This window comes from Longimicrobium sp. (genome assembly GCF_048594345.1).
Lineage (GTDB): Bacteria > Gemmatimonadota > Gemmatimonadetes > Longimicrobiales > Longimicrobiaceae > Longimicrobium.
Window position 1 is genome coordinate 1 of the sequence record NZ_JBMDXM010000064.1, and the last position, 25149, is coordinate 25149.

The 25149-nt window shown below is 70.2% G+C and carries 18 protein-coding genes; 13 read left to right on the top strand and 5 right to left on the bottom strand.

Annotated features, from left to right (window positions below; genetic code table 11):
* Nucleotides 1-235: 235 nt before the first annotated feature.
* The 7 genes from ACOJUJ_RS07460 to ACOJUJ_RS07490 all read left to right on the top strand — a co-directional run bounded on the left by ACOJUJ_RS07460 (nucleotide 236) and on the right by ACOJUJ_RS07490 (nucleotide 7517).
* Nucleotides 236-1375: an aminotransferase class V-fold PLP-dependent enzyme gene (locus ACOJUJ_RS07460; RefSeq protein ID WP_420126230.1), complete on the top strand. Its 1140-nt coding sequence runs from the start codon at nucleotides 236-238 to the stop codon at nucleotides 1373-1375.
* A gap of 341 nt (nucleotides 1376-1716) precedes the next feature.
* Nucleotides 1717-2250 (top strand): hypothetical protein, encoded by a 534-nt coding sequence (locus tag ACOJUJ_RS07465; RefSeq protein WP_420126231.1) that lies wholly within the window; start codon nucleotides 1717-1719, stop codon nucleotides 2248-2250.
* 179 nt (nucleotides 2251-2429) lie between these two features.
* Nucleotides 2430-2771 (top strand): hypothetical protein, encoded by a 342-nt coding sequence (locus ACOJUJ_RS07470; RefSeq protein WP_420126232.1) that lies wholly within the window; start codon nucleotides 2430-2432, stop codon nucleotides 2769-2771.
* 28 nt (nucleotides 2772-2799) lie between these two features.
* Complete coding sequence (locus ACOJUJ_RS07475; RefSeq protein WP_420126233.1) at nucleotides 2800-3645, top strand: hypothetical protein; 846 nt, start codon at nucleotides 2800-2802, stop codon at nucleotides 3643-3645.
* Nucleotides 3642-4259, top strand: a complete 618-nt coding sequence (locus ACOJUJ_RS07480; RefSeq protein ID WP_420126234.1) for a hypothetical protein — start codon at nucleotides 3642-3644, stop codon at nucleotides 4257-4259. The genes ACOJUJ_RS07475 and ACOJUJ_RS07480 overlap by 4 nt, the downstream gene beginning before the upstream one ends.
* Nucleotides 4260-4264: 5 nt before the next feature.
* Complete coding sequence (locus ACOJUJ_RS07485) at nucleotides 4265-6784, top strand: hypothetical protein (RefSeq protein WP_420126235.1); 2520 nt, start codon at nucleotides 4265-4267, stop codon at nucleotides 6782-6784.
* 352 nt (nucleotides 6785-7136) lie between these two features.
* Complete coding sequence (locus ACOJUJ_RS07490; protein WP_420126236.1) at nucleotides 7137-7517, top strand: hypothetical protein; 381 nt, start codon at nucleotides 7137-7139, stop codon at nucleotides 7515-7517.
* A gap of 155 nt (nucleotides 7518-7672) precedes the next feature.
* Here the strand turns inward: ACOJUJ_RS07490 and ACOJUJ_RS07495 are convergent, their stop codons facing one another.
* The 5 genes from ACOJUJ_RS07495 to ACOJUJ_RS07515 form a co-directional block, all read right to left on the bottom strand.
* Nucleotides 7673-8098: a response regulator gene (locus ACOJUJ_RS07495; RefSeq protein WP_420126237.1), complete on the bottom strand. Its 426-nt coding sequence runs from the start codon at nucleotides 8096-8098 to the stop codon at nucleotides 7673-7675.
* A gap of 133 nt (nucleotides 8099-8231) precedes the next feature.
* Complete coding sequence (locus tag ACOJUJ_RS07500; RefSeq protein ID WP_420126238.1) at nucleotides 8232-9701, bottom strand: hybrid sensor histidine kinase/response regulator; 1470 nt, start codon at nucleotides 9699-9701, stop codon at nucleotides 8232-8234.
* Nucleotides 9702-11066 carry a sigma-54-dependent transcriptional regulator gene (locus ACOJUJ_RS07505; protein WP_420126239.1) on the bottom strand — a complete coding sequence of 455 codons (1365 nt, stop codon included), beginning with the start codon at nucleotides 11064-11066 and terminating at the stop codon, nucleotides 9702-9704.
* A 476-nt stretch (nucleotides 11067-11542) separates the two neighbouring features.
* Nucleotides 11543-11878, bottom strand: coding sequence for a nucleotide pyrophosphohydrolase (locus ACOJUJ_RS07510; RefSeq protein ID WP_420126240.1), 336 nt, complete (start codon nucleotides 11876-11878; stop codon nucleotides 11543-11545).
* Between the two features lie 386 nt (nucleotides 11879-12264).
* Entirely contained in the window at nucleotides 12265-13914 is a 1650-nt protein-coding gene (locus tag ACOJUJ_RS07515; RefSeq protein WP_420126241.1) for a WD40/YVTN/BNR-like repeat-containing protein, read from the bottom strand.
* Between the two features lie 621 nt (nucleotides 13915-14535).
* Here ACOJUJ_RS07515 and purE point away from each other — a divergent pair.
* From purE to ACOJUJ_RS07545, 6 genes are all read left to right on the top strand, one after another.
* The gene (purE, locus tag ACOJUJ_RS07520) at nucleotides 14536-14997 is read left to right on the top strand and encodes a 5-(carboxyamino)imidazole ribonucleotide mutase (protein ID WP_420126272.1); all 462 of its coding nucleotides are present in this window, start codon (nucleotides 14536-14538) and stop codon (nucleotides 14995-14997) included.
* Complete coding sequence (locus tag ACOJUJ_RS07525; protein WP_420126242.1) at nucleotides 14994-16163, top strand: 5-(carboxyamino)imidazole ribonucleotide synthase; 1170 nt, start codon at nucleotides 14994-14996, stop codon at nucleotides 16161-16163. Before purE ends, ACOJUJ_RS07525 begins: the two co-directional genes overlap by 4 nt.
* A gap of 287 nt (nucleotides 16164-16450) precedes the next feature.
* The gene (locus tag ACOJUJ_RS07530) at nucleotides 16451-16870 is read left to right on the top strand and encodes a hypothetical protein (protein ID WP_420126243.1); all 420 of its coding nucleotides are present in this window, start codon (nucleotides 16451-16453) and stop codon (nucleotides 16868-16870) included.
* A gap of 599 nt (nucleotides 16871-17469) precedes the next feature.
* A complete protein-coding gene (locus ACOJUJ_RS07535) occupies nucleotides 17470-20535 on the top strand; it encodes a CHAT domain-containing protein (RefSeq protein WP_420126244.1) in 3066 nt (1021 codons plus the stop codon).
* A 162-nt stretch (nucleotides 20536-20697) separates the two neighbouring features.
* Nucleotides 20698-21741, top strand: a complete 1044-nt coding sequence (locus tag ACOJUJ_RS07540; protein ID WP_420126245.1) for a hypothetical protein — start codon at nucleotides 20698-20700, stop codon at nucleotides 21739-21741.
* A 292-nt stretch (nucleotides 21742-22033) separates the two neighbouring features.
* Nucleotides 22034-24334 carry a hypothetical protein gene (locus ACOJUJ_RS07545; protein WP_420126246.1) on the top strand — a complete coding sequence of 767 codons (2301 nt, stop codon included), beginning with the start codon at nucleotides 22034-22036 and terminating at the stop codon, nucleotides 24332-24334.
* The last annotated feature ends 815 nt before the right edge of the window (nucleotides 24335-25149 follow it).

Here is a 25149-nt window from a genome sequence, read left to right on the forward strand (position 1 = left end):
CGACGAGGCGCGCTACATCCAATCGCTCTGGGCACGCCGCTCACCCCTGGTGAAGCGGCTCGGCGTCCCGGCACCGGCCTGAACGAAGGGGGTCCGCCACATACGAAACCGTTGACGGACCACCTCAGATGTCTCTGTACCTTCCATCTGTTACGGTGCTTGACGATGGCAGGGAGCAAGCGGCAAGTTGCGCGCTCTCTTTCACCTGAAGCGATGAAGGGCAGGAAGACCACGCATGAGCGGAATCCCGCACACGGAGCTGGAGCGCTGGCGCACCGAGTTCCCCATCCTGCAAACGCGCACCTACCTCAATTCCTGCTCCCTGGGCGCGCTGTCGCGGCGCTCCATGGGCTACCTGGGCGAGTTTCAGGCGCTCTGGAACACCATGGGCGCCAGCGCCTGGTACGAGCTGTGGATGGGGCGCCTGGGCGAGCTCAAGCAGTCCGTCGCCACCATGTGGAACGCGCGGGAGTCGGAGATCGCGCTCTCCCCCAGCGTGAGCGGCGCGCTGTCGTCCATCGCCTCGTCCATCGACTACCGCACGCGCAACAGGGTGGTCGTCGCCGACCTGGACTTTCCCACCCTGGTCTACCAGTGGCTCGCCCGCCCCGACGTGGAGGTGGTGCGCGTGCCGTCGGATGACGGGATCGGGGTGCCGCCGGAGCGCTGGGCCCAGTACGTGGACGAGCGCACCGCCATCGTCGCCACCAGCCACGTGTTCTACGGCACCGGCTACGTGCAGGACCTGTCCGGCGCGGCCGCCGCGGCGCGCAAGGCGGGCGCCCTGTTTCTGGTGGATGGATACCAAGCCGCCGGCCAGATCCCCGTCGATCCCCGCTCGCTGGACGCGGACGTCTACGTGGCCGGCCCGCTCAAGTGGCTGTGCGGTGGCCCCGGCATCGCCTTTCTGTGGGTGAAGCAGGAAAAGATCGCCGAGCTGCGGCCCACGATTGCGTCTTGGTTTGGCGCGCGCGACCAGTTTCTGTTCCGCAACGACGAGTTCGAGTACCGGGAAGATGCGGGGCGCTTCGCCATGGGCACCCCCGCCGTCCCCACCGCCTACACCGCCCTTGGCGGCCTGGAGATTTTTGCCGAGGCGGGCCACCAGAAGATCTACGAGCGCATCGCCGCGTTGACGGCGGACCTCGTGGGGCTGGCGGAGGAGGCGGGGTTCGAGATGAAGATCGCCCGCGACCCCGCGCGCCGCTCCGGCATCATCCTGGTCCGCCACGACGACGCACCCCTCGCCGTGCACCGCCTGGCGCAGCAGAACATCATCGTGGACTACCGCGCCGGCTACGTGCGCGTTTCGCCGCACTTCTACAACACGCCCGACGAGAGCCGCCTCTTCGTCGAAGCGCTCAAGGGCTGCTGATCCGCATCCGCCAAAGGATTGCACGCGGAGGCGCGGAGAAACCGATGAGCCGCGGAGAAAGGACCGTCCTTCTCCGCGGCTCTTCTTTTCCTCCGCGGCTCCGCGTGAGATCTGTTCCGTTCCCGTTACGGAACACGCCGGCGTTCCCGATCGGGAACACGGTCCCGCTGGACGACAAGGAGAAACGACGGTAAATTGTTGTCACATAATTAGATAGTGCATCATCCGCACGTGGCATGTGCGTTGCCCCTCTCCGGCGCGGCAACGCGGGCCATCTGCCGGACCTTCCGGAGCGCCCCGCCGCAGTGCCCCCCAACCTCCCATCGTTCCGAGGACCGACAATGAAGAAGATCGCCCTTTCGCTGGCTGCCCTCTCGCTGTTCGTCGCGCCCGCGGCCGTCAGCGCCCAGACCGCCAGCGCCACCGTGAACGCGAGCGCCACCGTGCAGGCCAGCCTGACGGCCAGCACCACGCACCAGCTCAAGTTCGGCACCCTGTCGATGGGCAGCAGCAGCACGCTGGCCAGCAGCGGCGCCAGCCAGGCCGCGCTCTCGGGGCTGAGCACCGCCGGTCTGGGCCAGATCCAGGTGGGGCACAACAGCAACGTGAACGTCACGACCACCGTGCCCACCGTGCTGACCAACTCCACCAGCGGCCAGACCCTGGGCTTCTCGGCCAGCTGCGCCACGGCCAGCACCAGCGGCGGCACCGGCGCCGCGGCCGCCAGCTGCGCGTCGTTCTCGTTCAGCGCGGCCGCCCCGGGCACCGTGCAGAGCACCTACGTGCTGGTCGGCGGCACGGTGACCGGCAACGCGGCGTCCGGCGTCGGCATCTTCTCGGCCGACATCGACTTCACGTTCACCGCCGCCAACTGATCGCGGCCATGGCGGGGCGGACCGGGACCTCCGCGCCTTTCGGCGGACGGGGCGCGTGGCTTGCCGCCGCGCTCCTGGCCCTCCTCGCCACACCGTGCCCTGCCCTGGCGCAGGGCACGGTTTCGGTTCTTCCGGTGCAGGGGCTTCGCTTCGGCATGCTCAGCACTGGAATCCCCACGGTGATCAGCCCCCTGGACGCCAGCCGGCGCGCCACGGTAGAGCTGGTGGGATCCGGTCACGTGACCCTGCTGTTCGAGCTTCCTGCGGGGCTGCGCGCCGGGCCCGGCGGTCCGCTTCTTCCGCTGCGCTTTGGCGCCACGGACGGGCGGGTCACCTTTCCCGGCTCGGGCGCGGTGCTGGTGTTCGATCCGGCGGCGCCGGTCTCGTTCACCCTTCCCGCGGGCCAGGGCGGCGCCACCATCTGGCTCGGTGGCTCGGCGGAGCCCGCGGCGGCCCAGCCGCCCGGCGCCTACGACGCCGCCATCACCGTGCACGTAGTGGTCGCGAACCCCGCGACCTGAGGTTCTGGCACTTTTCGGCAGGATACCGATGGTCCGCAGCGCCGCTCGCACCCTCTTCTCCGCACGCACCCTGCTGGCCGCGCTTGCGCTGCTGGCGGGGGTGGCCGCGCCCGCGCACGCGGTGTCGGTAAGCCCCACGGCGCTCTACATCGACAGCCGCACCCGCACGGGCGTGCTGACGCTCTACAACCCCGGCACCCTCCCCGAAGAGATTACCGTCGACTTTGCCTACGGCTATCCGCAGTCGGATTCCACGGGCAACGTCAGCGTGGCCACCACCCGCGAGCCCGCCGCCGGCGAGCCCTCGGCGATGGCGTGGATGCGGGCCTTTCCGCGCCGGCTGCTGCTGCAGCCTGGGCAGCGGCAGGTGGTGCGCGTTCTGGTGGAGCCGCCGGGCGACCTGGCCGACGGGGAGTACTGGGCGCGCGTGCTCATCTCGTCGCGCGGCGGACAGCCGCCGATCGAGCAGACGCAGGGCGATGTGCGGCTGCAGCTGAACGTGCAGACGACGCTCGTCATGGCCGCCAACTACCGCAAGGGCGACCTGCGGACGGGGGTGGACGTGACCGAGGCGTCCGCGCGGCGCACGGCGGACGGAGTGCAGCTGCAGGTGGACCTGTCGCGCAGCGGGAACGCCGCGTTCCTGGGCCGCATGCGCGCCGAGCTGCTGGACGCCGGGGGCAGCGTCGTCTCCACTCTTTACGACGACGTGGCCGTCTACCGCACCATGCGGCGGCGGCTGACCTTCGCCGTTCCCCCCACCGCGACCGGCGCGCTGGCGGTGCGCATCCACATCGACACCGAGCGCGAGGACCTGCCCCCCGGCGGCGCCCTGCCCGCGGCGCCGATCGACCAGCGGATCCCCGTTCAGTGACGCTTCGCGGCGCGCTCCCGGCCCTTTTCGCCCTGGTGCTGCTGATGGCGGCGCCGGGCGTGGCCGTGCGCGCCGCCGCGCAGACGACGCCTCCGCCGGAGTGGAAGTCGTCCGTCACCGCCAGCGTGCAGGTGGCGCCGCCGCCGATCCTGCTCACCACCACCCGCGACCTGTACTTTGGCAACGTGAGCCCCGGCCAGGTGGTCTCAGTCCCCGCACGGCCGGTGTACCCGGTGGGCACCTGGGCGGCGGGCGCGCGCTTCAGCAACCTGCGCAAGACGGTGACGTACGGCATCCGCTTTACCCTGCCGTCGCAGCTCACCAGCGGCACGTCCACCATCCCGGTAAGCTGGGCGGGGACGCAGTATGGCTGGCTGTGCGTGTGGAACACGACCAGCGGCACGGCGGGAGTGTGCGCGGTGCAGGACGCCTCGTTCAGCCCGGCCTCGTACACGGGCACCAACCTGGTGGTGGACCTGCCCAACAACACGCCGCAGAACAACGTCTTCGCGGCCGACGTGTACATCGGCGGCCAGCTGACCGTCCCCGCGGGCACGCTCAAGCCCGGCACCTACTCGGCTCCCATCACCATCACCGTCGCGGTGATCGGCTGACGGCCGTGCCCCACCCCTGGCGCGCCCGCGCCGCTCTGCTGCTGCTCCTGCTCATCGCCGTAGCCCTGCCCCGCCCCGCCGCCGCGCAGGAGGAGGGGCTGTTCGAGCTGCACCTTACCGCCATCCCCGACCTGCGCACCGTCACCGTCGTGCTGGACCCGCGCGGCCAGCCGCTGGTGCCGCTGCGCGCCACGCTGGAGTACCTGCAGATCCCCTTCGAGGACCGCGGCGACACGCTGGCGCTGCAGTGGCCGCCCGGCGTGTGGAGCACGCGGGTAGACCTGGCCACGCGCACGGTCTCGTCCGGCGGCACCTCGTTCATCGTGGGCGAAGAAGAGTGGCTGCGCCGCGAGCGCGAGGCCTTTCTTTCCCCCGCGGCGCTGGGGCGGGTGCTGGGCGCGCAGGTGAACGTGGACTGGGAGAACGTCAGCATCCTCTTCGTGGGCCCGGTGGAGTTCCCGGCCGTGCGCCGCGCCGGCGACCTTGCGCGCCGGCAGGGGGGCGCGCGCGGCCCCGCGCGCGAGGCGGCGGAGCCGGACGTGCCCTATCCCGCGCGCACGGGCGGCGTGGCGGCGGGGTGGGGACTGGCGGGGACGGTGACCAGCACGGAGTTCCAGGGGCGGCTGCGGACGGACGTGGGCGTGGCCGTGGGCGGCGGCGCGCTGGAAGGGGGCGGCGCCGCGCTCTTCGACACCGCGGGGATCCGCATCGCCGATCCGCGGCTGCAGTACGCCCGCGCCTTTCCCCGCAGCCGCATCGTCCGCCAGTTGCGGCTGGGCGACGTGCTGAGCGAAGGGCTGGTTTCGCGGACGATGTTCGGCTTTACGGTGACCAACGAGCCCATCTACGCGCCGGCGTACTTTGGCGAGGCGCTCATCCGTCCCGTGGTGCCCGCGGGGTGGGAGTACGAGGTGTACCAGGGCGAGCAGCTGGTGGGCGTGGGCACCCGCAACGCGCCGGAGCCGGTGGCGGCGCAGCTGGGGTACGGGGCCACCCCCGTGCGCATTCGCCTGCTGGGCCCCGCCGGGCAGGAGCGCACGGAGGAGCTGACCTTTCTGGTCCCCGCGCTGCAGGTGCCCACGGGCGAATGGCGCTACCGGGCAGGCGCCGGCGCCTGCCGCTACACCACCTCGTGCGAGGCGTTCGGCTACGGCGACGTGCGGTACGGGGCCAGCCGCAGCCTTACGGTCGGCCTGGGCGGCGAGCACACGGTGCGCGACAGCGGATCCGCCGCGCGCCCGTACGGCATGCTGAGCTACGGACTGCGGCCGGACCTGCGGATGGAGGTGCGGGTGCGGGCCGGGGCGCTGTCGCACGGCACCCTGTACCGCTACGACCGCTTCGGAGGCTGGCGGGTCTCCGGCGGCTGGCAGCGGCAGGACGAGCTGGCCTCGGTGGCGGAGCCCGTCTGGTTCGGGGAGGGATCCGCGGCGCTGAAGGGCGTGTTCCCGGGGCGTGGCCGTGCGCTCATCGTGCAGGGGCGGGCGCGGGGGCGGCCGGACGGCGCACCGCCCGCCTGGCAGACGGGCGTCACCTCCGGCTACGGACGCGTGCAGGTGGCGCTGGGGTACGAGAGCGGCTTTCAGCCGGTGGACGTGGCCACGGTGATGGCGCACACCTTTCTGCCGCGCCACCTGCTGCGCCGGCTGCGCGACGTGAACGTGAACGCGCGGGTGGACTACGGCGGGTCCATCGTGCAGAACGCCTCCATGGGCCTCACCTTTCGCACCGGCGAGTGGGCCAGCATGAGCATCGCGGGCGGCTGGCAGGGCTCCACCGGCGCGCCGTCGCTGGCGCTCACCTTCATCACCCGCGCCCCCGCCGCGTACTTCCAGGCCAACGCGTTCAGCGAGGCGCGGCGCTCGGGCCTGTTCCTCACGGCGGGCGGCGGGGTGGCGTACGGGCCGGAGGGGACGGCGGCCACCCCGTTCGAGACGCTGGGGCGCGCGGGGGTAAGCGGGCGCGTGTTCGTGGACGAGGATGGCGACGGGGTGATGGATCCCGGCGAGGAGCCGGCGGCGCTTGTGCCGGTGGTGGTGGGCGGGGAGCGGGCGATGACGGACCGCCAGGGGCGCTACGCCGCGTGGGGACTGCTCCCCTACGCGGTGCTCCCCGTGGGGATCGACACGCTGAACATGGCCATCACGGAGCTGGCGCCCGGCCTGGCCGAGTCGCTGCTGCGCCCCACGCCCAACCTGTACACCCCCGTGGACCTGCCGCTGGTGCGCACCCGCGAGGCGTACGGCCGGGTGCAGTGGACGGGCCCGCCGCGCGGCCTGGCCGGCATCACCGTCGAGGCACGCCGCGCGGGCGAGGCGTCGCCGCGGCGCGTGGTTACCTTCAGCGACGGAGAGTTCTACTTTCCGCGCCTTCCCGCCGGCACCTGGACGCTCACCGTCGCCGCCAGCTCCCTGCAGGCGCTGCGTGCCGCGCCTGATCCGCAGCCCGTTACCTTTACCGTTCCGGCCACGCCTGGCTCCAACCCCGTTCAGGTTCCCGCGCTTCAGCTTCGTCCGGGCGACTGAAAAGAGTGGGTCTCACACGGAGTCAACGGAGTTAACGGAGTTTTCTCGTGCGGCTCCGCTGGCTTTGGCGCGAGCCGCTTTGGGGCCTCACGCAGAGTCACCAGAGTTAGCAGGGTTTCTCGTGGTTTACCTCAGGATTCGAAAGCATTGACCGATTTTTGAACATCGCATCCAGAATCATCAACAACCGCAAGGCTGAATCAGCAGAGGATTGGGCCTTGTGTCGTTTTTCCGTACAGCGCCGCCCGCACCATCATTCTTTGTAAATTGCTGCGGAATAGATACTTAGCTTCTGATTCCATCGGGTGCGGGGTGTGCCTTCTCACGGGGCAACCTGAACCCGTGGGATCTGATGAACGCCGTCGTCATCGCCGCCTTCCTGCTTGCTACCTTTGCCGCCCGCTCGTGTGATGCGCAGCAGACGCGCGTGCAGATGACCGCTTCCGTGACCGTCGTCGAGGCGTTGGCGGTGACGGCGGGCGCTACGGCGGTCTCGCGGGCGAGTGGCGGCGCGCTGGACGTGACCACGCCGCTGTCCATCCGCGGCAACGCGCCCCGCGTGGTGCAGGTGGTGAATGGCGAGCAGGCGCGCCCCGTTTCCGCGCAGGTTCGGACCGGCTGTGCCGCCGGCGCATCGGCCGACAAGCCCCCGTGCGACGTCCAGACGCGCCTCCCCGCCTCGGCGCCCGCGGGTCCGACCATCCTCACCTACATGGTCGCCACCGTGAACTGACGGAAACGGCACGAGCAAACTCTGTTGACTCTGTTAACTCTGTGTGAGGCCATTCTGTTGCTGAGCCGGCCGAACACAAAAAAGCCCCTCGCACGCAATCGCGGTCGAGGGGTCCAGCAACATCAAGCAACCACATCAAACCAGCCAATCCAGCGTCAGGTAGCCGAGTAGATGTTCTCCGAAAGCCATTCCGCCAGGCGCACGAACATCTGCCCGTCCTTGCGGATGAACTCCAACCGTCCTGAATCCGCCGCCGCGTCGACGATCGCGCGCGGTGAGGTGGAGCTCACAAAGACGGTGGGCACGCGCGCGTAGCTGCCCAGCGCACGCAGCTCGCGGCTGCTCTGGATGCCGTCGCGGCCCGGCATGTCGATGTCCAGAAGGAAGGCATCCACGTGGCGTTCGCCCGCGGAAGCCCAGGAAAGCAGCTCGTCGCCGGAGGGAAAGTGCATCACGCGGAAGCCATGATGCTCCAGCCAGGTGCACACCAGCTCCGCGTGCAGCTCGTCGTCGTCCGCGAGCGCCAGCATGGGAGGATCGGTCATGGGCAGATAGGCATCGTCAAACACGGTACCGGACATGGCAAGGATCGGCCCATCCGCCGGGTGATCCGCAACCCGCCATCCCGCAATGCTTTACCCTTTCCCGACGCGATGCGGGAAGGGGCATCCGCGTTCCGTCCCGGGAACGCGCGCTCCCGAACGGGAACGCACATCACCCCTCTTCCGTCTCCGCGCGCAGCAGGGCCACCAGCCGCGCCACCTCCGCCACGCCCTCCCCCGCCCGCACCGCCTCCTCCGCCGCGCCGGCCGCCTCCGCCAGTGCGTCGTAGCCGTATCCCCCCGCCGTTCCTCGCAATTTGTGCAGCTCGCGCCGCAGCGACTCGCGGTCCCCCTGCCCCTGCGCCGACTCGATGGACAGGCGCCGGGATCCCAGCCCGGCGCGAAAGCGGGCGCGCAGCGGAGCCAGAAAGTCATCCTCGTCCGCGTCGCGTTCCGCATCGGCAACACGCGCCGCCAGCGTTTCCACCGCCGCGTCCACCTGGGCCAGCAGCGCATCCGGCTCCACCGGCTTGCTCACGCGGCCGGCGAAGCCCTCCATCGGCAGGTCGGCCAGGGACGCGGCGGTGAACGCCAGCACCGGAACGGTGTCCAGCGCCCGGATGGCGCGCAGCTCCGCCAGCGCCTCGATCCCCGTGCGCCCGGCCAGGTTCATGTCCAGCAGGATGATGGCCGGCCGCGCCTCCGCCAGCCGCCCCGCCACCCCGGGCGCGCCATCGTCCGCCGCCGCGCGGTAGCCCGCGCGCTGCAGCACCGCGACGGCGTACGCGCGCAGGTCCGGATCGTCGTCCACGATCCCCACCGTCTCGGTGCGCCTGCGCGGCGCCGCGGAACGGGCGGGCGCGGCCGCGGCGCCCGCGGGGTCCGGCGCGGCCGGGAGCGCGACCCAGAAGGTGCTCCCCCGCCCCGGGACCGACTCCACGCCGATGCGACCGCCCATCGCCTCCGCCAGCATCCGCGAAAGCGCAAGCCCCAGCCCGGCGCCGATCACGCGCATCCCAGGCGGATTGACGCGGGAAAACTCCTTGAACAGCCGCGCCTGGTCGCGGCGCGAGATGCCGGGGCCGCGGTCCTCCACCTCCACGCGCACGCCGTCCTCCGCCCCGCGCGCGCGGACGATCACCTCCGCGCCGGGCGGCGAGTACTTGATGGCGTTCTCCATCAGATTGAACAGCACCTGCCGCAGCCGTCCGGAATCCGCCAGCGCGTACGGCGCGCCGGCGTCCTCGATGGTGAGGCGGATGTCGCGGTCCTCCGCCGCCGGGCCCAGCGCCGTCACCACCGCGCCGATCACGTCCGGCACCCGCACCGGCGCCAGCGTCACCTCCAGCTTTCCCGCCTCCACCTTGGAGATGTTCAGCAGGTCGTTCACCACGTGCAGCAGATGGCGCGCGTTGCGGAGCACGATCTCCAGGTACTCCGCGCGGACCGCGGGAGCCAGCACCTCACCTTCGCCCTCGCGCTGCAGCAGCGCGCCAAAGCCGATGATGGAGCTGAGCGGCGTGCGGAACTCGTGGCTCACGTGGCGGATGAAGCGCGTCTTTTCCTCGCTGGAGCGCTCCGCCTCCTCCAGCCGCGCCCGCAGCTCCTCCAACTCCGTCGCGGCTTTCGATGAACGCGGCACCTATTCCCTCCCCGTGAGCAGGCCGTGCCGCTTCCTCCGCTGCCACAGCACTTTGCGCGACACGCCCAGCTGCTCCGCCGCCGCCGTCACGTTGCCGCCCAGCCGGGTCAGCGTCTCGTCGATGTAGCGCGCCTCCACCTCGTCCAGCGTCAGCCCGCTCGGCAGCACCAGCCCGTCGGTCGCGGGCTCGGCGGCGGCCGGCGGGGCGAACGGCGCCAGCTCCACGATCCGCAGCCGCGGTCCGCGGGAAAAGATCATCGACCGCTCGATTACGTTGCGCAGCTCGCGCGCGTTGCCGGGCCAGTCGTAGCGCTGCAGCCGCTCTTCGCTCTCCGGCTCGATCTCCGGCAGCGGCTTGGCAAAGTACTCGGCCGCGCGCTTGGTAAAGTGGCGGGCGATCTCGGGGATGTCGCTGCGGATGGCGCGCAGCGGCGGCAGCGTCTGGCTGGCCACGTTCAGCCGGTAGTACAGGTCCTCACGGAAGCCGCCACGGGCCACCTCCCCCTGCAGGTCCGTGTTGGTTGCCGCCACCACCCGCAGCGTCACGCTCTGCTCGCGCGTGCTGCCGATGCGGCGAAAGGCGCGGCTTTCCAGGAACGTCAGCAGCTTGGCCTGCAGCTCCAGCGGCATGGAGCCGATCTCGTCCAGAAAGAGCGTGCCCCCGTCCGCCACCTCGACGAGCCCCTTCTTGGCCTGCCTGGCGTCGGTGAACGCGCCTTTCTCGTAGCCGAACAGCTCCGCTTCCAGCAGGTTGGCCGGCAGCGCCGCGCAGTTCACCTCCACGAAGCGGTGCCCCGCCGCCCTGCTGGCCGCGTGGATCGCCCGTGCGACCAGGTTCTTGCCCGTCCCCGACTCGCCCAGCAGCAGCGACGACACCTGCGGCACCGACCCCACGTTGGCGATGAACTCGCGCACCTCCTCGATCAGCGGGTGCCGGCCGATGATGGCGTGGGGGTCGAATTTGGCCTGCGTGAACGACTGCAGCAGCTCTTCGCGCGGCGCCTGCTCCAGCGCGCGGCGGATGCGCGTTTCCAGCGCGCGCGGCTCGATCGGCTTGGTGACGAAGTCGGTGGCGCCAGCCTCCAGCGCCCGCTCCGCGTCCCCCTCCGTCCCCCGCGCCGTGGCGATGATGATGGGGAGTGAGCGGTCGATCTCGCGCACCCGCCGCACAAAGGCGATGCCGTCCATCCCCGGCATCACCAGGTCGCAGACCACGGCGTCGGGGGGATCGGCCCGGATCTCTTCGATGGCGCTCTCGGGGCGCGTGAACCCCTTGGTGGCAAACTGGCGCCCGCGCTCGATCTGCGCGGTCACCAGCGCCACCTGGTCCGCGTCGTCGTCGATGATGAAGACGGTGGGATTCATCGAAAGAAGTGCGGGAGTGCGGGAGTGCGGGAGTGCGTGAGTGCGTGAGTGGGTGATCGACGGGCATCGAGCTGCGTCGGCGGGGTGCCCCTCCCCCGGCCCCTCCCCGTTCGTTCCTCACGGAGAGGGGAGAAAGTCGATAGCGGTTCGGAAGGTGCGTCGCACCTCCCTCCCCCGCGCAGTTTGCGGGGGAGGGTCGGGGAGGGGGGCGGCCGACCACCTCGCACCGCTCCATCCGAAGCGCACCGCCCCCTGCCCCACACCTCAACCTCCCCCGGCAGTTTCGGGGGAGGTGGGCCGGTGGTCCCGGCCCGGAGGGGGCCTGCGCCGAGCCATCCGAAGCGCCCTACATCCTGCTCAATCCTTAACCTCCCCCAGTCTTTTTTGGGGGAGGTGCGAGCCTACGCGAGCGGAGGGGGCGCCGCGGGTCGCGCTAGAACCAGCCATTCAGACCGTACCCTTCATCCACCTTCCGCCTACAGCTCCACCCCGCCCTCGCCCTTGCGCTCCCAGCGGTTGGCGTCGCGGATCTGGTACTTGGAAAGCGTGCGGCTCGCGGCGTCGGACAGGTCAATCCCCATCTGGTTGGCCAGCACCACCACCACGAACAGGATGTCGCCCAGTTCCAGCGCGATATCGCCCTCGGGCTCGTCGTGCTTTTTGGTCTTGGGGCCGTACGTGTGGTTGATCTCGCGCGCCAGCTCGCCCACTTCCTCGGTGAGGCGCGCCAGGTTCACCAGCGGAGGAAAGTAGCCTTCCTTGAACTGGCCGATGTACGCGTCCACCTGCTGCTGGATTTCGCGGAGATCCATTGACGTGCCGTCGCCTGGGTTGGAGCGGGGGTGTGGCGACAAGGTAGGCGTGTTCCCAAATGGAAACAAGGAGGCGGCCGGTTGAGGTACGAGGGTACGGAGGTACTTGCCCAAGGGAGGGGCGACGGACCCGCGGACGCAGCGCGATGTCAGCCGTCGCGCGATCGAAGTTCTCCCCTCTCCGTGAGGAACGAACGGGGAGGGGCCGGGGGAGGGGCACCCCGCGGACGCCAGTTCGACCCCGTTCGCCGATCCGCCGATCCACCGATCCACCGATCCACCGATCCGCCGATCCACCCATCCACCGAAATCCGCCCCCCAAATGCACACGGGGCCGGCGCCCTTCCAGACGCCGGCCCCGCGCGTTTGTCTCCCGTGCCTGCCGATCAGCGCTTGAAGACGCGCCCGCCGGCGGCCGAGGCGAACAGGTCGGCGCCGCTGCTCGTGCCCCACAGGGCCTGGATGTGGCTCTGCCCGTTGAGCGCCTTTTCGGGAATCCAGTTCGTACCGTCGAAGCGGTACAGCACACCCGCCCCGCCGCCCACGTACACGTTCGACGCGCCGGATCCCCACACCCCGTACAGCACGTCCCGGCGCGGCAGGCGAACGCGCGACCAGCTGGTGCCGTTGTAGCGGAAGACGATCCCGCCGTCGCCCACCGCGTACACGTTGCTCGCGGAACTCCCCCACACCGACCACAGCGCGCCGGGCGCCTGCACCCCGGCTACGAACGACCACGCGGTGCCGTTGTAGCGCAGCAGCCGCCCCGTCGACGTGACCGCGTACACGTTGGTGGCGGAGCTTCCCCAGACGCGGTTCAGCTGCGCCGTGGTCCCCGTCGTCATCCGCGTCCAAGTGGTGCCGTCATACCGCAACACCACGCCGCCGTCGCCCACCGCAAACACGTTGGTGGCCGAGCTTCCCCACACGCCGCGAAGCGCGTACGACTGCGCCGGCGTATCGAAGTTGCCCAGCGGCTGCTGCGTCACCGACGTGCCGTCGTAGCGGTGGAGCGTCCAGGCGGTGCCGTTCCAGCGCACCATCTCGCCCTTCTCCCCCACCGCCCACACGTCCGACGCGGAGCTTCCCCACACGTCGTGCAGCGTGCGCCACTGCAGCTCGGGGACGTACGCCCACGCGGTTCCGTTCCAGCGCAGCAGCCCCGTGTAGTTGGCCGCGTACACGTTCGACGCGCTGGTTCCCCAGATGCCGCGGTTCCCCTGGTCCGTCCCCGTGGTCATGGTGTTCCACGCGCGGCGCGTGTCCGTAACCGTGATGGGGATCTGCACTTCGATGTCGTAGTACCACGCCCACAGGATGGTCGTACCCGGTGTCTTCGCCACCACCCAGCCGCTGTCCAGCTGCGCCACATCCGGGTTGTCCATCCACCACAGCGCCGTGTCGGCCATCGGCTGGCCGCGAAGGTCGCGCAGCACCGACGACACTGAGACGGACGCACCCACGTTCAGGTTGATGCTGGCGGCCGAGACGGTGATGGAGCCGGGGACGCCGGTTTCGATGCGGAAGTACACGGGGAGCGTGCTTCCCGCGAACCACGGGATGTAGTCGTTCGTGTCCGTGGTAAAGAACTCGAACCAGCTGCCCACCATCTTCACGTCCATAAAGCCCAGCGTCCGCGTGCCCACCGAAACGGAGACGCGGTAGATCTGCCCCGTCTGGGCGTTCACCGAGGCGGTGGGCCAGTCCACCTGGTACCGCTCCTCGGACGTGTTCACCGTCACGTAGCGGTTGCCCCACCACGGGCTGGTGCGCGAGGCCGTACCCAGGTTGGATCCGCACACGCCGTTGGTGATGCGGCACACGCGCACCGTGGGTGACACGTTGGGATCGAACGTGCCCAGGGCGGAGTCGCCCGGAATGATCCCGTTGTAGAAGTAGAAGCCGGGATAGCCGGTGGTGGAGGCGTGCTGCACCTCGCGCGACGGCGGGGCTTCGGGCGTGGCCAGCGTGGGCGAATCGGCTACGCCGCACGCCGACAGCGCGCAGAGCGTGACCGCCATGAACAAGCGACGCATCGTCATCACGGGCGTGGGATTAGGGGGAGGAAGGTAACGCGCCATCCACCGGAGAGCTTCCCCGGACGCCGAATGGGGGTCTGGCCGAGCGTGCCACACGATAGTGTCGCAGCCCGGCGAGGGAAAGCATGTTCGCCGCCGCCGATCCCATTGGCCGATTCCATGACGCGGCGGCGATCAACCAACCTCCTTATCCCAACCTCCCCCGGCAGTTACGGGGGAGTTGGGCGAGGTTAGGAGCCCGGAGGGAGCGCCGGCGGACGCAGCCCGAGCCTTTCGTCGATCCCTCAATCCAGCGGCATCCCAACCTCTCCCGGCAGTTTCGGAGGAGGTGGGCCGGTGGTGCCGGCCCGGAGGGGGCCTGCGCGGAGCCATTCGGAGCGCACCTGAGCCTCCCCCACACCCAACCTCCCCCAGTCTTTTTTGGGGGAGATCGGCGAGGTTTACGAGCCCGGAGGGGGCGCCGCGGGTCGCGCCGGACCAGCAATGTGCAATCACCCGGCACACGTTGTACCGTAGCCTACGTTACAGTACATTGCCGCCCCGAACCCAATCCACCCCACCCCGCACGCCCGTACAGACAGTCAGGTGAGCGAAAACAAGCCGCGCGTCGGCATCATCATGGGCAGCCGCTCGGACCGCGAAACCATGCAGGAGGCCGCCCGCGTCCTCGACGAGCTGGGGATCGCGTACGAGATGGAGATCGTCTCGGCGCACCGCACCCCCGACCGCATGTTCCGCTACGCCGAAGCGGCGGAGGGGCGCGGCATCGAGGTCATCATCGCGGGCGCGGGGGGCGCGGCGCACCTGCCGGGGATGACCGCCGCCAAAACGGTCCTCCCCGTCATTGGCGTCCCCGTCCTTTCGTCGACGCTCAACGGGCTGGACTCGCTCCTTTCCATCGTGCAGATGCCGAAGGGGGTGCCCGTCGCCACGGTGGCGATCGGCAAGGCGGGGGCGGCCAACGCGGGGCTGCTGGCGGCGCGGATCATCGGCAGCCGCGACGCGGAGATGCGCGGGCGGCTGCGGGCGTACGCGGAACGGATGGCCGAAGACGCCCTGCGGCCGGAGCCGGCGACGTGACCGACCATCGCATCGCGGCGCCCCTGCTGCCGGGCGCCACCATCGGCATGGTGGGCGGCGGCCAGCTGGGGCGGATGTTCGCCCTGGAGGCGCGGCGGATGGGGTACCGGCTCATCGTGCTGGATCCCGGCACGGACACGCCGGCCGCGCAGTTCTGCGACCACCACATCCGCGCGCCGTTCGAGGACCTGAACGCGTGCCTGGAGCTGGCCCGCCGCAGCGACGTCGTCACGCTGGAGTGGGAGAACGCGGACGTGTCCACGCTGCGCGCGATGGGCGAGCACGTGCAAATCCACCCCTCCCCGGACGTTCTGGAGGTAGCACAGCACCGCGTGCGGGAAAAAGACGCCGCGCGCAGGCTCGGCGTGCTGACGGCGGAGTACCGCGCGGTGCGGTCGAAGGAGGAGCTCGAGGCGGCGCTGGCGGAGATCGGCGCGCCCGCCATCCTCAAGACCGCGCGGATGGGGTACGATGGCAAGGGCCAGGCGACCATCCGCGACGCCGCGGAAGCCGGCGCCGCCTGGGAAGAGCTGTCCCGCGAGGGCGACGACTTCATCCTGGAAGCCAGGGTGCCGTTCTGGATGGAGGTGAGCGTGATCTGCGCGCGCTCCGCGTCTGGGCAGACGGCCTGCTTTCCGGTGTCGGAGAACGAGCACCGCCGCGGCATCCTGCACCTGACGGTGGCGCCTGCGCGGGTGCCGGACGAGATCGCGGAGGAAGCGCGGCGGGTAGCTACGGCGCTGGCGGAGGGGCTGGGCGTCGTGGGCCTGCTGGCGGTGGAGATGTTCGTGGATGCGGACGGGCGGATCTTGATGAACGAGATCGCCCCGCGCCCCCACAACAGTGGCCACCACACCTGGGAAGCGTGCGGGGTAAGCCAGTTCGAGCAGCAGCTGCGCGCCGTCTGCGGGCTGCCGCTGGGGGATCCCGCCCTGCTGCGCCCCGCCGCGATGGTGAACCTGATGGGTGAGGACGCGGGGACGGGGCTGGGCCGGGCGGGGGTGGCGCGGGCGCTGGAGATTCCGGGGACGGCGCTGCACCTGTACGGAAAGCACGAGGCCCGCGCCGGCCGCAAGATGGGGCACCTGACGGTGCTGGCCGACTCGGCGGACGAGGCGGCGCGGCGGGCGCGGCGGGCGTGGGAACGGATCGCGGCGGGCGGATGAGCGACGAGACTCTTGCGCGCCCATATCTTGTGGTGCAATTGTAGGAACACCGCACCATGTTCCGGTGCTCACCCACACCTCCCGCTGGCGGACCTTTCCGCCGACCGGGGAGCCGACGCCCCGCGGAATGCCCACCCGTGTAACACCCTGCGGGGGGTCTTTGTTGAAACAAAAAGCGTTCGCCGGCGTAAGTATGGGTAGCGGAAGGGCTTGGCATACGGGCCGATTGTGGCCCGGCGATTGCTTTGCTTCCGCGCGAGAGCAAGAGCCCCGGGAGGGAGGTCCCGATGATTCTTCACTGCAACTTCGAAGAGCTGCGCGCGCTGGCATCAGCCGGCGAAACGGTGGTGTCCGCCGCCGAGGCCGCGTCCGCGGGTGCCGTATCGGCGCCGGCGGAGGGTGTGGCCAAGGTGGAGATGCTGCTGCCGCGCCTGACCGGTGACTTCAGCATCGATACGCTCGACGACCAGCGCCGCGTGCGCCACGCCGTCAGCGTGATCGTGAACGACCTGCATTCCAGGCTGGACCAGACCATCATCGCGTTCAACCCGGCCCACGAGGACGCGGTGACGCTCTACTTTGACTACGGCCACTCCCGCTCGGTGCTGCACCGGCTGGACGTGATCGGGGCCGAGATGGAGGCGATGGTGGACCTGATGACGGGCGGACGCCCGGAACTGGGTGGAAACATCACCTTCCCGGACTGACCCGCGTCGCCTGGATCGACCGCAAGCCCAAAGCCCCGCGCCCACCTCCCGGCGCGGGGCTTTTTCGCGTCCCCTGCTCCGCGACCCAGAGTCATACCTGATTTGCTGATTATTGTGCATTCGACCTCGATTATGGAAAGACTTGTTTCACACGGGGACAACGGGGTCAACGGTTTGATCTTTACCGTTGACCCCGTGTGAAATCTCCCGTTCTGGAGGTGCAGCTGGGTACTCACCCGCATTCGCCACGAGTGCGAACTGTGAGAAACGGTATCACAGCGTGATTCACCGGCGCACCGGCCGCTCAGGGCAAGCGACCCACAGTTGCAGGTGTGACGTGCGCCCCTATGGGGAAGTACGCAGGCCGATAACTGCTTAATCGTATTTATAATGGCTGAGCCGAAGAAGACGCACGTTTCCCTTGTGTTTTTCCCTGCTCCCGCAGCACCTTGCATTCCGTCTCGATCTGCCACAAGCCTGCTACTCAAGAGCCGTGCGTGCGTCCCACCGGTCCAACTGCCACTGCACTTCTTCCCTTGTCTGGATCGGGCGGGACGTACCGCTCCCGGGCGTCCACCCGCACGCGAAGGGCAGCGGCCTTGTTTGCGATTGCCTGGGTGTCGGCCAGCTGCCGCGAGGCATCCGGCTCTCCCCAGTTGTCGGCGGCTCTGGAAGGCGTGCATGGGATCGCGCCACGCCTCTCCCTCGCTTCCTCGTTCCGCGCCTGCTCCGAGCAGCAGCCGCAGGCCGGCACCATCACGCGCGCCAGCTGCCCCGCGCCTGAAAAACCCGACTCGCGCTACCTGACGGAAGTCGCGCGCGAGGCCCTGAAGGCGGGAGCCGACCCGCAGGCGCTGCACACCCTCGCCATTCTGGACCTCGTCGTCGCCGACGCGCGCGGAGTCGCGCTGGACCGGTCCATCACCTCATTGCGGCGCTTGGCGGCACGGGTGGACCACCCCGCGCCCGTGCTCGCCGACCTGGCCGCCGCACTGATCGTCCGTGCCGAGCGCACGCAGGCTCCACGCGACCTTCTGCAGGCATACGGAACAGCGGAGGACGCGCTCCGGCACGACCCACGCGACTCTGGTGCGTTGTACAACGCGGCCCTTGCGCTGGACCGCTTCGGCCTGGTGGATGAGTCGAGACGCGCCTGGCGCGCCTATCTGGCTGTGGATTCAGCCTCCGGGTGGGCTGACGAGGCCCGCCGGCGGCTGGCGCGGCTCCAGCAACTTGCGGCGCGGCCGTCACCACCCGCGGAGGATGCTCCCCGGGATACCTATGGCGCGTACGCCGCTGCAGACCCGCAGGGCGCGCGCGAACTCGGCATGGACCGGCTTCTGGGCGCATGGGGAGTCGCGGTCGCCGCCGCGGACTCCTCACTCGCGACCAAGGCCCTTGACCGCGCCACCGCGCTCAGCAAGGCGGTCGCGCGGCGCCCCGGCTGCGACGCCGGCCTGACCGACGCGGTGCTCGCCATCCGGGCCGCTGAGGCCAACCCGATCGCTCTCCGGACGCTGGCCCGCGCGCATCGCGAGTACGCGGCGGGCCGGGCGGCGTTCCTTGCGGCAGACCTCACCGGCGCACGGTCGCGGTTCGCCGCGGCTGCCGAAGCCGCGGGCGCGTCGCCGGTTTTGCGGCAATGGGCTCGGGTTCACCAGGCAGCCGTGCTGCACCAGTCCGGCCAGGTAGACGAGGCGAAACGCATCTGGGGAGAGGTCGCCAGGGCCGATTCGTCGCGGCATCCCGCGCTGGTGGGCCGGGCGCGGTCGCTGCTGGGCCAGACCATGGCGGGAGGCGACGGGTGGGAACGCGGACTGCAGCTCGCGCTCGCATCCGCACGCCTCTTCGCTTTGGCCGGCGAAGGGCAGAACGAGGGTGCGGCGCTGGCCACCATCGCCGACGCGCACTTCGTCTTCGGCGAGCCGGACTCAGCATACGTCGCCCTGCACCGCGCGTTGGATCGGCTGCGGCGCGACCGTGGGTCGGTGCGCCTGCACAACCTGCTGCTGGGAGCCGCGGAGAAGACAGCAGACGATGGCCTCCTGCGCGCCGCCATCCGCCTGCAGGACGAAGGGGTTGCCGTCGCCATGCGGAGCGGCAATCCGCTGTTCGCGTCCGAGGCACGGCTCGCGCGGGCGCGGCTGTTGGCAGCCGCCACGGCGCACGGGCGGGCACGGGAGGACATCCGGGCAGTGCACGGCGTGTTGAGTGCGATCGCCGATTCACAGGCCCGTGAGTGGATTCACACAGAGATGCTGCGCGCCGAAGCCGTCGTGTCGCTGCGCAGCGATCCGCAGGGCGCAAGCGGGGCGCTGGATTCGGCTGCGGCCTTCTTCGCGCACATCCCGCTCCTCACCCTGCCCGCGCTGGTGCAGGGTGCCGAGGCGCGGCTGCTGGCGGGCGACGCCGCGGGTGCGGTGCGGCGGCTGGAGGCGGCGGTCACGCTGCTAGACCGGCGGCGCGACTCGATCCGCGTAGAGCCCCGCCGCGCCGCGGTGTTCGAGGCGGCGCGCGGGGTGGTGGACCGGCTGGTCCTGCTCAAACTGGCTGAGGGGCGCGTGGTCGATGCGCTGGACTACATGGACCGTGCGCGTGCCTCGCTCACTCCCACCGGACGGGCCGTGGAGGCGCGGACGGAGGCGGTGCGGTCACCACCGGGCGAGGTGGTCGTGGAGTACGCGCGTATCGCGGACACGCTGCTCGCCTGGACGGTCGCTGGGCAGACGGTGCAGGTTTCCCGCACCGTGATTGACACCGTCCGGCTGACGCGGACGCTCGCCACACTGGAGGAGCGGCTGCAGGGCCGCACCGGCGAGGCGGAGGTCCGGCCGGCGCTCTCGGAACTGTACGAGTGGCTGGTGCGGCCGGTGGAGGGACGTCTTGGCGGCGTGGAGACGCCGGTGGTGATCATCGCCGACGGGGAGATCGCCGCGGTCCCGTTCCCCGCGCTCTTTGATGCGCGCCGGGGCCGCTACCTGCTGCAGGACCACGCGCTGCGCTTCGCGGTGAGCCTCAGCGAAGCGCGGCGCCGGCCAGCGCAGGCCCCGGCGGACGGGGTACTGCTGATCGCGGACCCCGGCTTCGACGCGCGCGAGCATCCGCTGCTAGAGCCCTTGCGCCACGCGCGGGCAGAGGTACAGGCCATCGCCCCGGGCTACCCGGGCGCGACGGTGCTGGAGGGACGGACGGCCACGCGCGCGGCGCTGGAGTCCGCGCTCGCCGGGTCAGGCGTGGCCCACTTTGCCGGCCACGCCGTATTCGACGATGAGCGGCCCGAGCGCTCACACTTGGTGCTGGCGCCGGCAGGGTCAGTTGCGGGGCGAATCACTGCCGCCGAACTGGTCGCGCTGGACCTGCGGCACGTGCGGCTGGTGGTGCTTTCCGCGTGCCGCACCGTGCGTGGAGGAAGGAGCCGTGCGGGCGGCTACACCGGCCTGGCGGGGGCGTTTCTCGCGGCCGGGGCCCAGGGTACCGTGGCGAGCACCTGGGACGTGGACGACCGGGCTACCGCCGCACTGATGGCCGAGTTCCACCGCGCATTTGCCCGCGATACCGGCGGTCCCGCTGCCCTGCGCCGAGCGCAACTCGCGCTGCTGCACTCCGCCGATCCGGCCCTGCGCTCCCCCGCCTCATGGGCGGCCTTCCGCTACGCGGGAAGGTAGGGCACCCGTCGCATAAAGAGATGCCCACGTCCATGTTTACATCACACCTCGTCACCACGCCCGAGTCCGAGTGCCGGTCGCGGGTGGAAAACACTGCAGTGATCCCTCCTAATGACCCGCAGATCCGCTCCGCGCAGAACCGCTCCTGAACCAAGGATGATGATGCCGTACGCCACACTTCGCCGCGCCGCAGTATCCGCCACGCTCCTTACATCCTTCCTGCTCGGCGCATGCAAGGGGGGTGGAGATGACCCAGAGGCACCCGTTGCCGATGATTCTTCGAATCAGAACCCGGCCGGTCGGGCGACTACGCCGGAGCAGACGTCCACAATCTCCATCGGTCTGACCGGGCTTATCCTCATGCTCCCGGTCAGCAACCCGGCGGGGACCGGGCTGTTCATGCCCAAAGACGCCAAGGACCACGTAGCGTACGTCGGATTCAAGTCCGACAACAAGAACTGCGACGGGTACAATCCGTATCTTGGAATCTGCTTCGTGAGTCTGGAAAACTCGACGCTACTGCCGATCGGTGTGCAGTCCAACACTCCGCATGGCGCCACTCCCCACGTGGTGAGTGTTACGCGCAACTCCGGTGGCAAGAAAGGGGAAGCCGGAAAGGTTGAGGCCAAAAGCCGAGCACGGGCCACGCTGCTTTCGGGATCAGCGACGGAACCTTGCGCGCTGGCCCGGTGGACCATCGATCCACATCCCCCCGGCGAGCCTGTGGACGTGATCGAGCCCGCCAACACGCTTACCTGGGTGATCCCCAATTTTCCCGGGACACAACTCGTTCTAGAGCGTCGTGGAGGCTCTCCCGTCAGGAGGGACACTCTCCGTGCGCAGCAGGGAAGGATCGAACTGTTGATTGTTCATGTCCCCACGAAGGAATTCGCGGCGCTTCTGGAGGCCAAAGCACCCGCTGGCGGGTTACCGGTGGACGTGGGATCGACGCAAGTCGACACGGCAGAGATCAACCGACATCTGGACAAACTCTACGGACTTATCGAGGTGCCTGACAGCCAGCGGCCGCGTCCTTCGAAGGTGGAGCCGAAAGGGAATGCAATCTGTCCCATCAATGTGCTGGGCCTGCAGAACGCAGTTTATCCAATGCTGGACCCAAAGAGCGAGCGCCTCGAACCGCAGGCCAGAACCGGCATCCGGACGTACAGCTGCATCATCGGGGGGGCAGATCCTCAAGCGCGGTAAATCAACCCTCGCGCACTTCCAAGCGTCGCTCGACAAACCGAATGAAAAAGCCCCGCGCCCACCTCCCGGCGCGGGGCTTTTTCGTGCCCGCGATCCAGAACACCGGGCGCTGGCCACGTTTATCTCCCCGGGCGTCAATCCCCGCTCCTCAGGACGGTTTCGATCCACATCGTGCTCGCCGTTTCCATCGGGCGCTGCCCCCGAACCGGAACCTGCAGGCCCGCGAAGCCGTACGACCCTGTACGGCCTCACGTCGTAACCCGATGAGGCGCATCCACATCCAGCGAATGGGGTGCTTCTGTCCGGCACGTCCTCGCGGCGCCGCCGCCCGCTTCTTCTGCGCTGTACGCTGGCGCTGCTGCTCGCCGCCCTGGCCGGGTGCGGGCCATCGCGGCGTACCCCGCCGCCACCTCCCGCGGCCGCGGCGGAGCTGGAGCAGGCATCGAATTGGGCCCAGGGGCTGCGGGCGCGGCAGGCGGAATCGCTGGCGCCGGACGAGCTGGTGGCGCTGGGATACCTGGAGCGGCTGCGGCTGGGGATGGGCAGCCCCTTCCGGCTGATGGACTACGCGCTGCAGGACCCGCGTCTCCCGCCGCGCACACGCACGCGCGTCGCCGGGGCGCTGCTGCACGCCACCGCGGAGGGACGGAGCTACGCCGTGGACCCGATGGCGTTGGCGCCCGCCGGCGTGGACGCGGCCGGCCGCACGCGCCAGGCGGCACTCCGCCACCTGGCCCTAGTCGAGGCCGCCGTCGCGTCCGCGGACGACGCGCGCGTGGGCGAGTTGGCCGTACGCGCGGCGTACGGGGTGGCGCTGGCGGAGAAGGCCGTGGGCCCCACCGCGCCCACGCTGGCCGCCGAGGCCGCCGCGCTGGTGCGGGACCGGGTGCTGGCGCGCGGCGACGCCCGGATGCTGCTGGAAGAGTCCGGCCGCACGGGGCGCCACCCGCTGGTGCTGGTGCGCGAGTGGCGCGCCGCCCGCCGGCTGCAGGTGGAGGCGCCTACGGGCGCGGAGCGGCCGCCGTATCTGGACGTGCTCGCTTCCGCGCGGGCGCTGCCGCTGGCCCGCGCCGTCCGCGCCGCCGCCGCGCCCCAGGAGGTTGCGTTCGCGCCCTCCCCTGCCTTCGAGGAGCCGTTCCTTTCCCCCGCGGCGGCGCGGCGGCTCTCCGCCCTGGTGCGCAGGCAGGCGCCGCCGCCCAGCGCGCCCATCCGCATCACCCTGGACCGCTACCGGCCGGCGCTGCTGGCTACAGGGGATGGGGACGGCGCGATGCCGCGGCTGCTGCGGTCGGGCGCGAGTGAAGAAGGCTTTGTCGCGGAGCTGGCGCGGCTGCCAAAGGGCGCGCGCACCCACCACCTGGCGGTAATGCAGGTGGAGGCGGCGGTCGCGCTGCGGGCGTACGCGCAGGAGGCGGTGTGGCACCCGGGCTTTCCGGCGCCGTCCACGGCGGACCTGAAGCGGGCGTATGGACTCAAGGCGGTGGAGTTCGACGGCGACGTGCCCCCGCACTGGCGCCCCTACTACCGCCGGCTGCTGGACCACGCGCTGGCGGACCTGGAGTCGGTGCTTCCAGGGCTGGACGTGCAGGGGCTCACCATCCGCTTTGGAAGCACGGGGCGCGAGGGGGCCGCGGTGGCCATCCACGACCCGTACAACCGCGCGATCCACCTGCCGCCCGGCACCGGCCCCGGCAGCATTGCGCACGAGGTGGCGCACGACGTGGACTGGGCGCTGGGGGTGCGGCGCTACCGCACGCGCGGCTCGTACGCCACGGACCTGGCGCTGCGGCGCGACGCCGCCGACCGGTTCGCGGCGGCCGTGCGCGCGCTTCCCCTGGCCCCGGTGCCCAACATGCTGGGCGGCGCCGAGCAGCGCCGGCGGTACGAGGCGCGCCCGGCGGAAACGTTCGCCCGGCTGTTCGACGGCTACGCCACGGCCATGCTGGCGGCGCGCGGGCGCAGCAACGGCTACCTGAGCTCGCTGCAGGACGACGTGCTCACGGGCCACGGCACCGCGCTGGCGCCGGACGCCCGAGGCGCGGCGGTAGACGCGTTTCTTCCGCTGCTGATGGAGGCGGCGCCGCTCGCGCCGGGGCAGGACGCGACGTTCCGGGCGCGATGGAGCCGTCGCACGCCCGGGCCGCTGGCGCTGGCGGCCGAGGTGGCCGGCGGCGCGGGCGACGCTGGCCCGGACGAGCCGCACGCCACCGGGCTGGGCCTGCTGGACCGCTCGCAGCTGGGGCCGCACGTGCGCGCGCGCATCGCCCAGGTGCAAGGGCGGCGCGAGCAGGCGCTGCGCACGCGCGCCGCCCTGGTGTGCGCCAACCCCTTCCTCTCCCCCGTGCACGACGGCGAGGCCGCGGTGCGCGCGCTGCTGAACGCCGCGGCCGACGCGCGCATCCGGGGCATTCTGCTGGGCTGGAGCCGCGCCCGCGGGATCACCGAGAACCCTGAGGTGCTCAAGCGGGCCTGGGTAGACACGGCGGCGCCGGGCGAAGAAGCGGATCCCGACGCGCCCTGGTTCGCCGCGCCCGGCGGGGGAGGCCTCGCCCGCTTCGCCGGCTGCGGCACGGACGGCGGGGCGGCCCCGTAGCCGCTCGCGCGAAATCGTCCGACATCGACGCTCCGTCCATGAACGAAGAGCCCTGCACCTGCGACCGGTGCGGGGCTCTTTCCTGTCCGGGGATGCGGATCCGTAATCGCCCCGGAATCCATTCCGCATCCCGATCATCGAAGAGAGCGATGGTTCTCCAGATCGCGCATCAGGTGGTGCGGACGGCGTGCTCCCGTGCGTTTGCGCAGACCATCCACCGATCCGCATCCCCTCCAAAAAAAATTCACATGGCCCCCTGCCGCATACCATCTGCTTCCCGTTTCCGACGCCTCTCCCCCGTTCGTGCCTCGTCGACTGGATCACGATGCGAAGCCCCTCATCCTCCATGCGGACGGCTGAGGACACAGCACGAGAAAACCGTTGACCCCGTTGACTCCGTGTGAACCTGTTCGTTTTTGCCCGCCCAACGTCGAGGGAGGCAGCGCTTTAGCGGCTGATGAGAAGAAGGATTCGCTCACAAATCTTAAGACAAACATTCAACGATAAACGTATGAATATGCGTGTTGCAACACGCTTCGGGTGATCCACCCAGCGCATGCGGGCAAGTCCGCAGAGGAGCGCTCACGGGATTACGTACGATGCGCTTGGGTTGGGGCTGACTGGCGCTGCATCCAACAAGCGTATCAGCCACGCTCGGGCCTCTCTTTTCGGCAGTGAGCGTGGGGACAATTCTGATCGACACTTCGCAATGGTGTCGTAATCTGAGCGGAAAATTGACAAGGGGCTGGACATCCGCCGCGCGAATGCACTATCCTGTTTCCATACTTTCTGATTCAGCCGCTTCCGGCTTTCCC

Bases quoted from the DNA above. Each gene is read 5' to 3' on its own strand.
- ACOJUJ_RS07460 (WP_420126230.1), top strand. From the start codon at position 236: ATGAGCGGAATCCCGCACACGGAGCTGGAGCGCTGGCGCACCGAGTTC.
- ACOJUJ_RS07465 (WP_420126231.1), top strand. From the start codon at position 1,717: ATGAAGAAGATCGCCCTTTCGCTGGCTGCCCTCTCGCTGTTCGTCGCG.
- ACOJUJ_RS07475 (WP_420126233.1), top strand. From the start codon at position 2,800: ATGGTCCGCAGCGCCGCTCGCACCCTCTTCTCCGCACGCACCCTGCTG.
- ACOJUJ_RS07490 (WP_420126236.1), top strand. From the start codon at position 7,137: ATGAACGCCGTCGTCATCGCCGCCTTCCTGCTTGCTACCTTTGCCGCC.
- ACOJUJ_RS07495 (WP_420126237.1), bottom strand. From the start codon at position 8,098: ATGTCCGGTACCGTGTTTGACGATGCCTATCTGCCCATGACCGATCCT.
- ACOJUJ_RS07505 (WP_420126239.1), bottom strand. From the start codon at position 11,066: ATGAATCCCACCGTCTTCATCATCGACGACGACGCGGACCAGGTGGCG.
- ACOJUJ_RS07510 (WP_420126240.1), bottom strand. From the start codon at position 11,878: ATGGATCTCCGCGAAATCCAGCAGCAGGTGGACGCGTACATCGGCCAG.
- ACOJUJ_RS07515 (WP_420126241.1), bottom strand. From the start codon at position 13,914: ATGCGTCGCTTGTTCATGGCGGTCACGCTCTGCGCGCTGTCGGCGTGC.
- purE (WP_420126272.1), top strand. From the start codon at position 14,536: ATGGGCAGCCGCTCGGACCGCGAAACCATGCAGGAGGCCGCCCGCGTC.
- ACOJUJ_RS07530 (WP_420126243.1), top strand. From the start codon at position 16,451: ATGATTCTTCACTGCAACTTCGAAGAGCTGCGCGCGCTGGCATCAGCC.
- ACOJUJ_RS07540 (WP_420126245.1), top strand. From the start codon at position 20,698: ATGCCGTACGCCACACTTCGCCGCGCCGCAGTATCCGCCACGCTCCTT.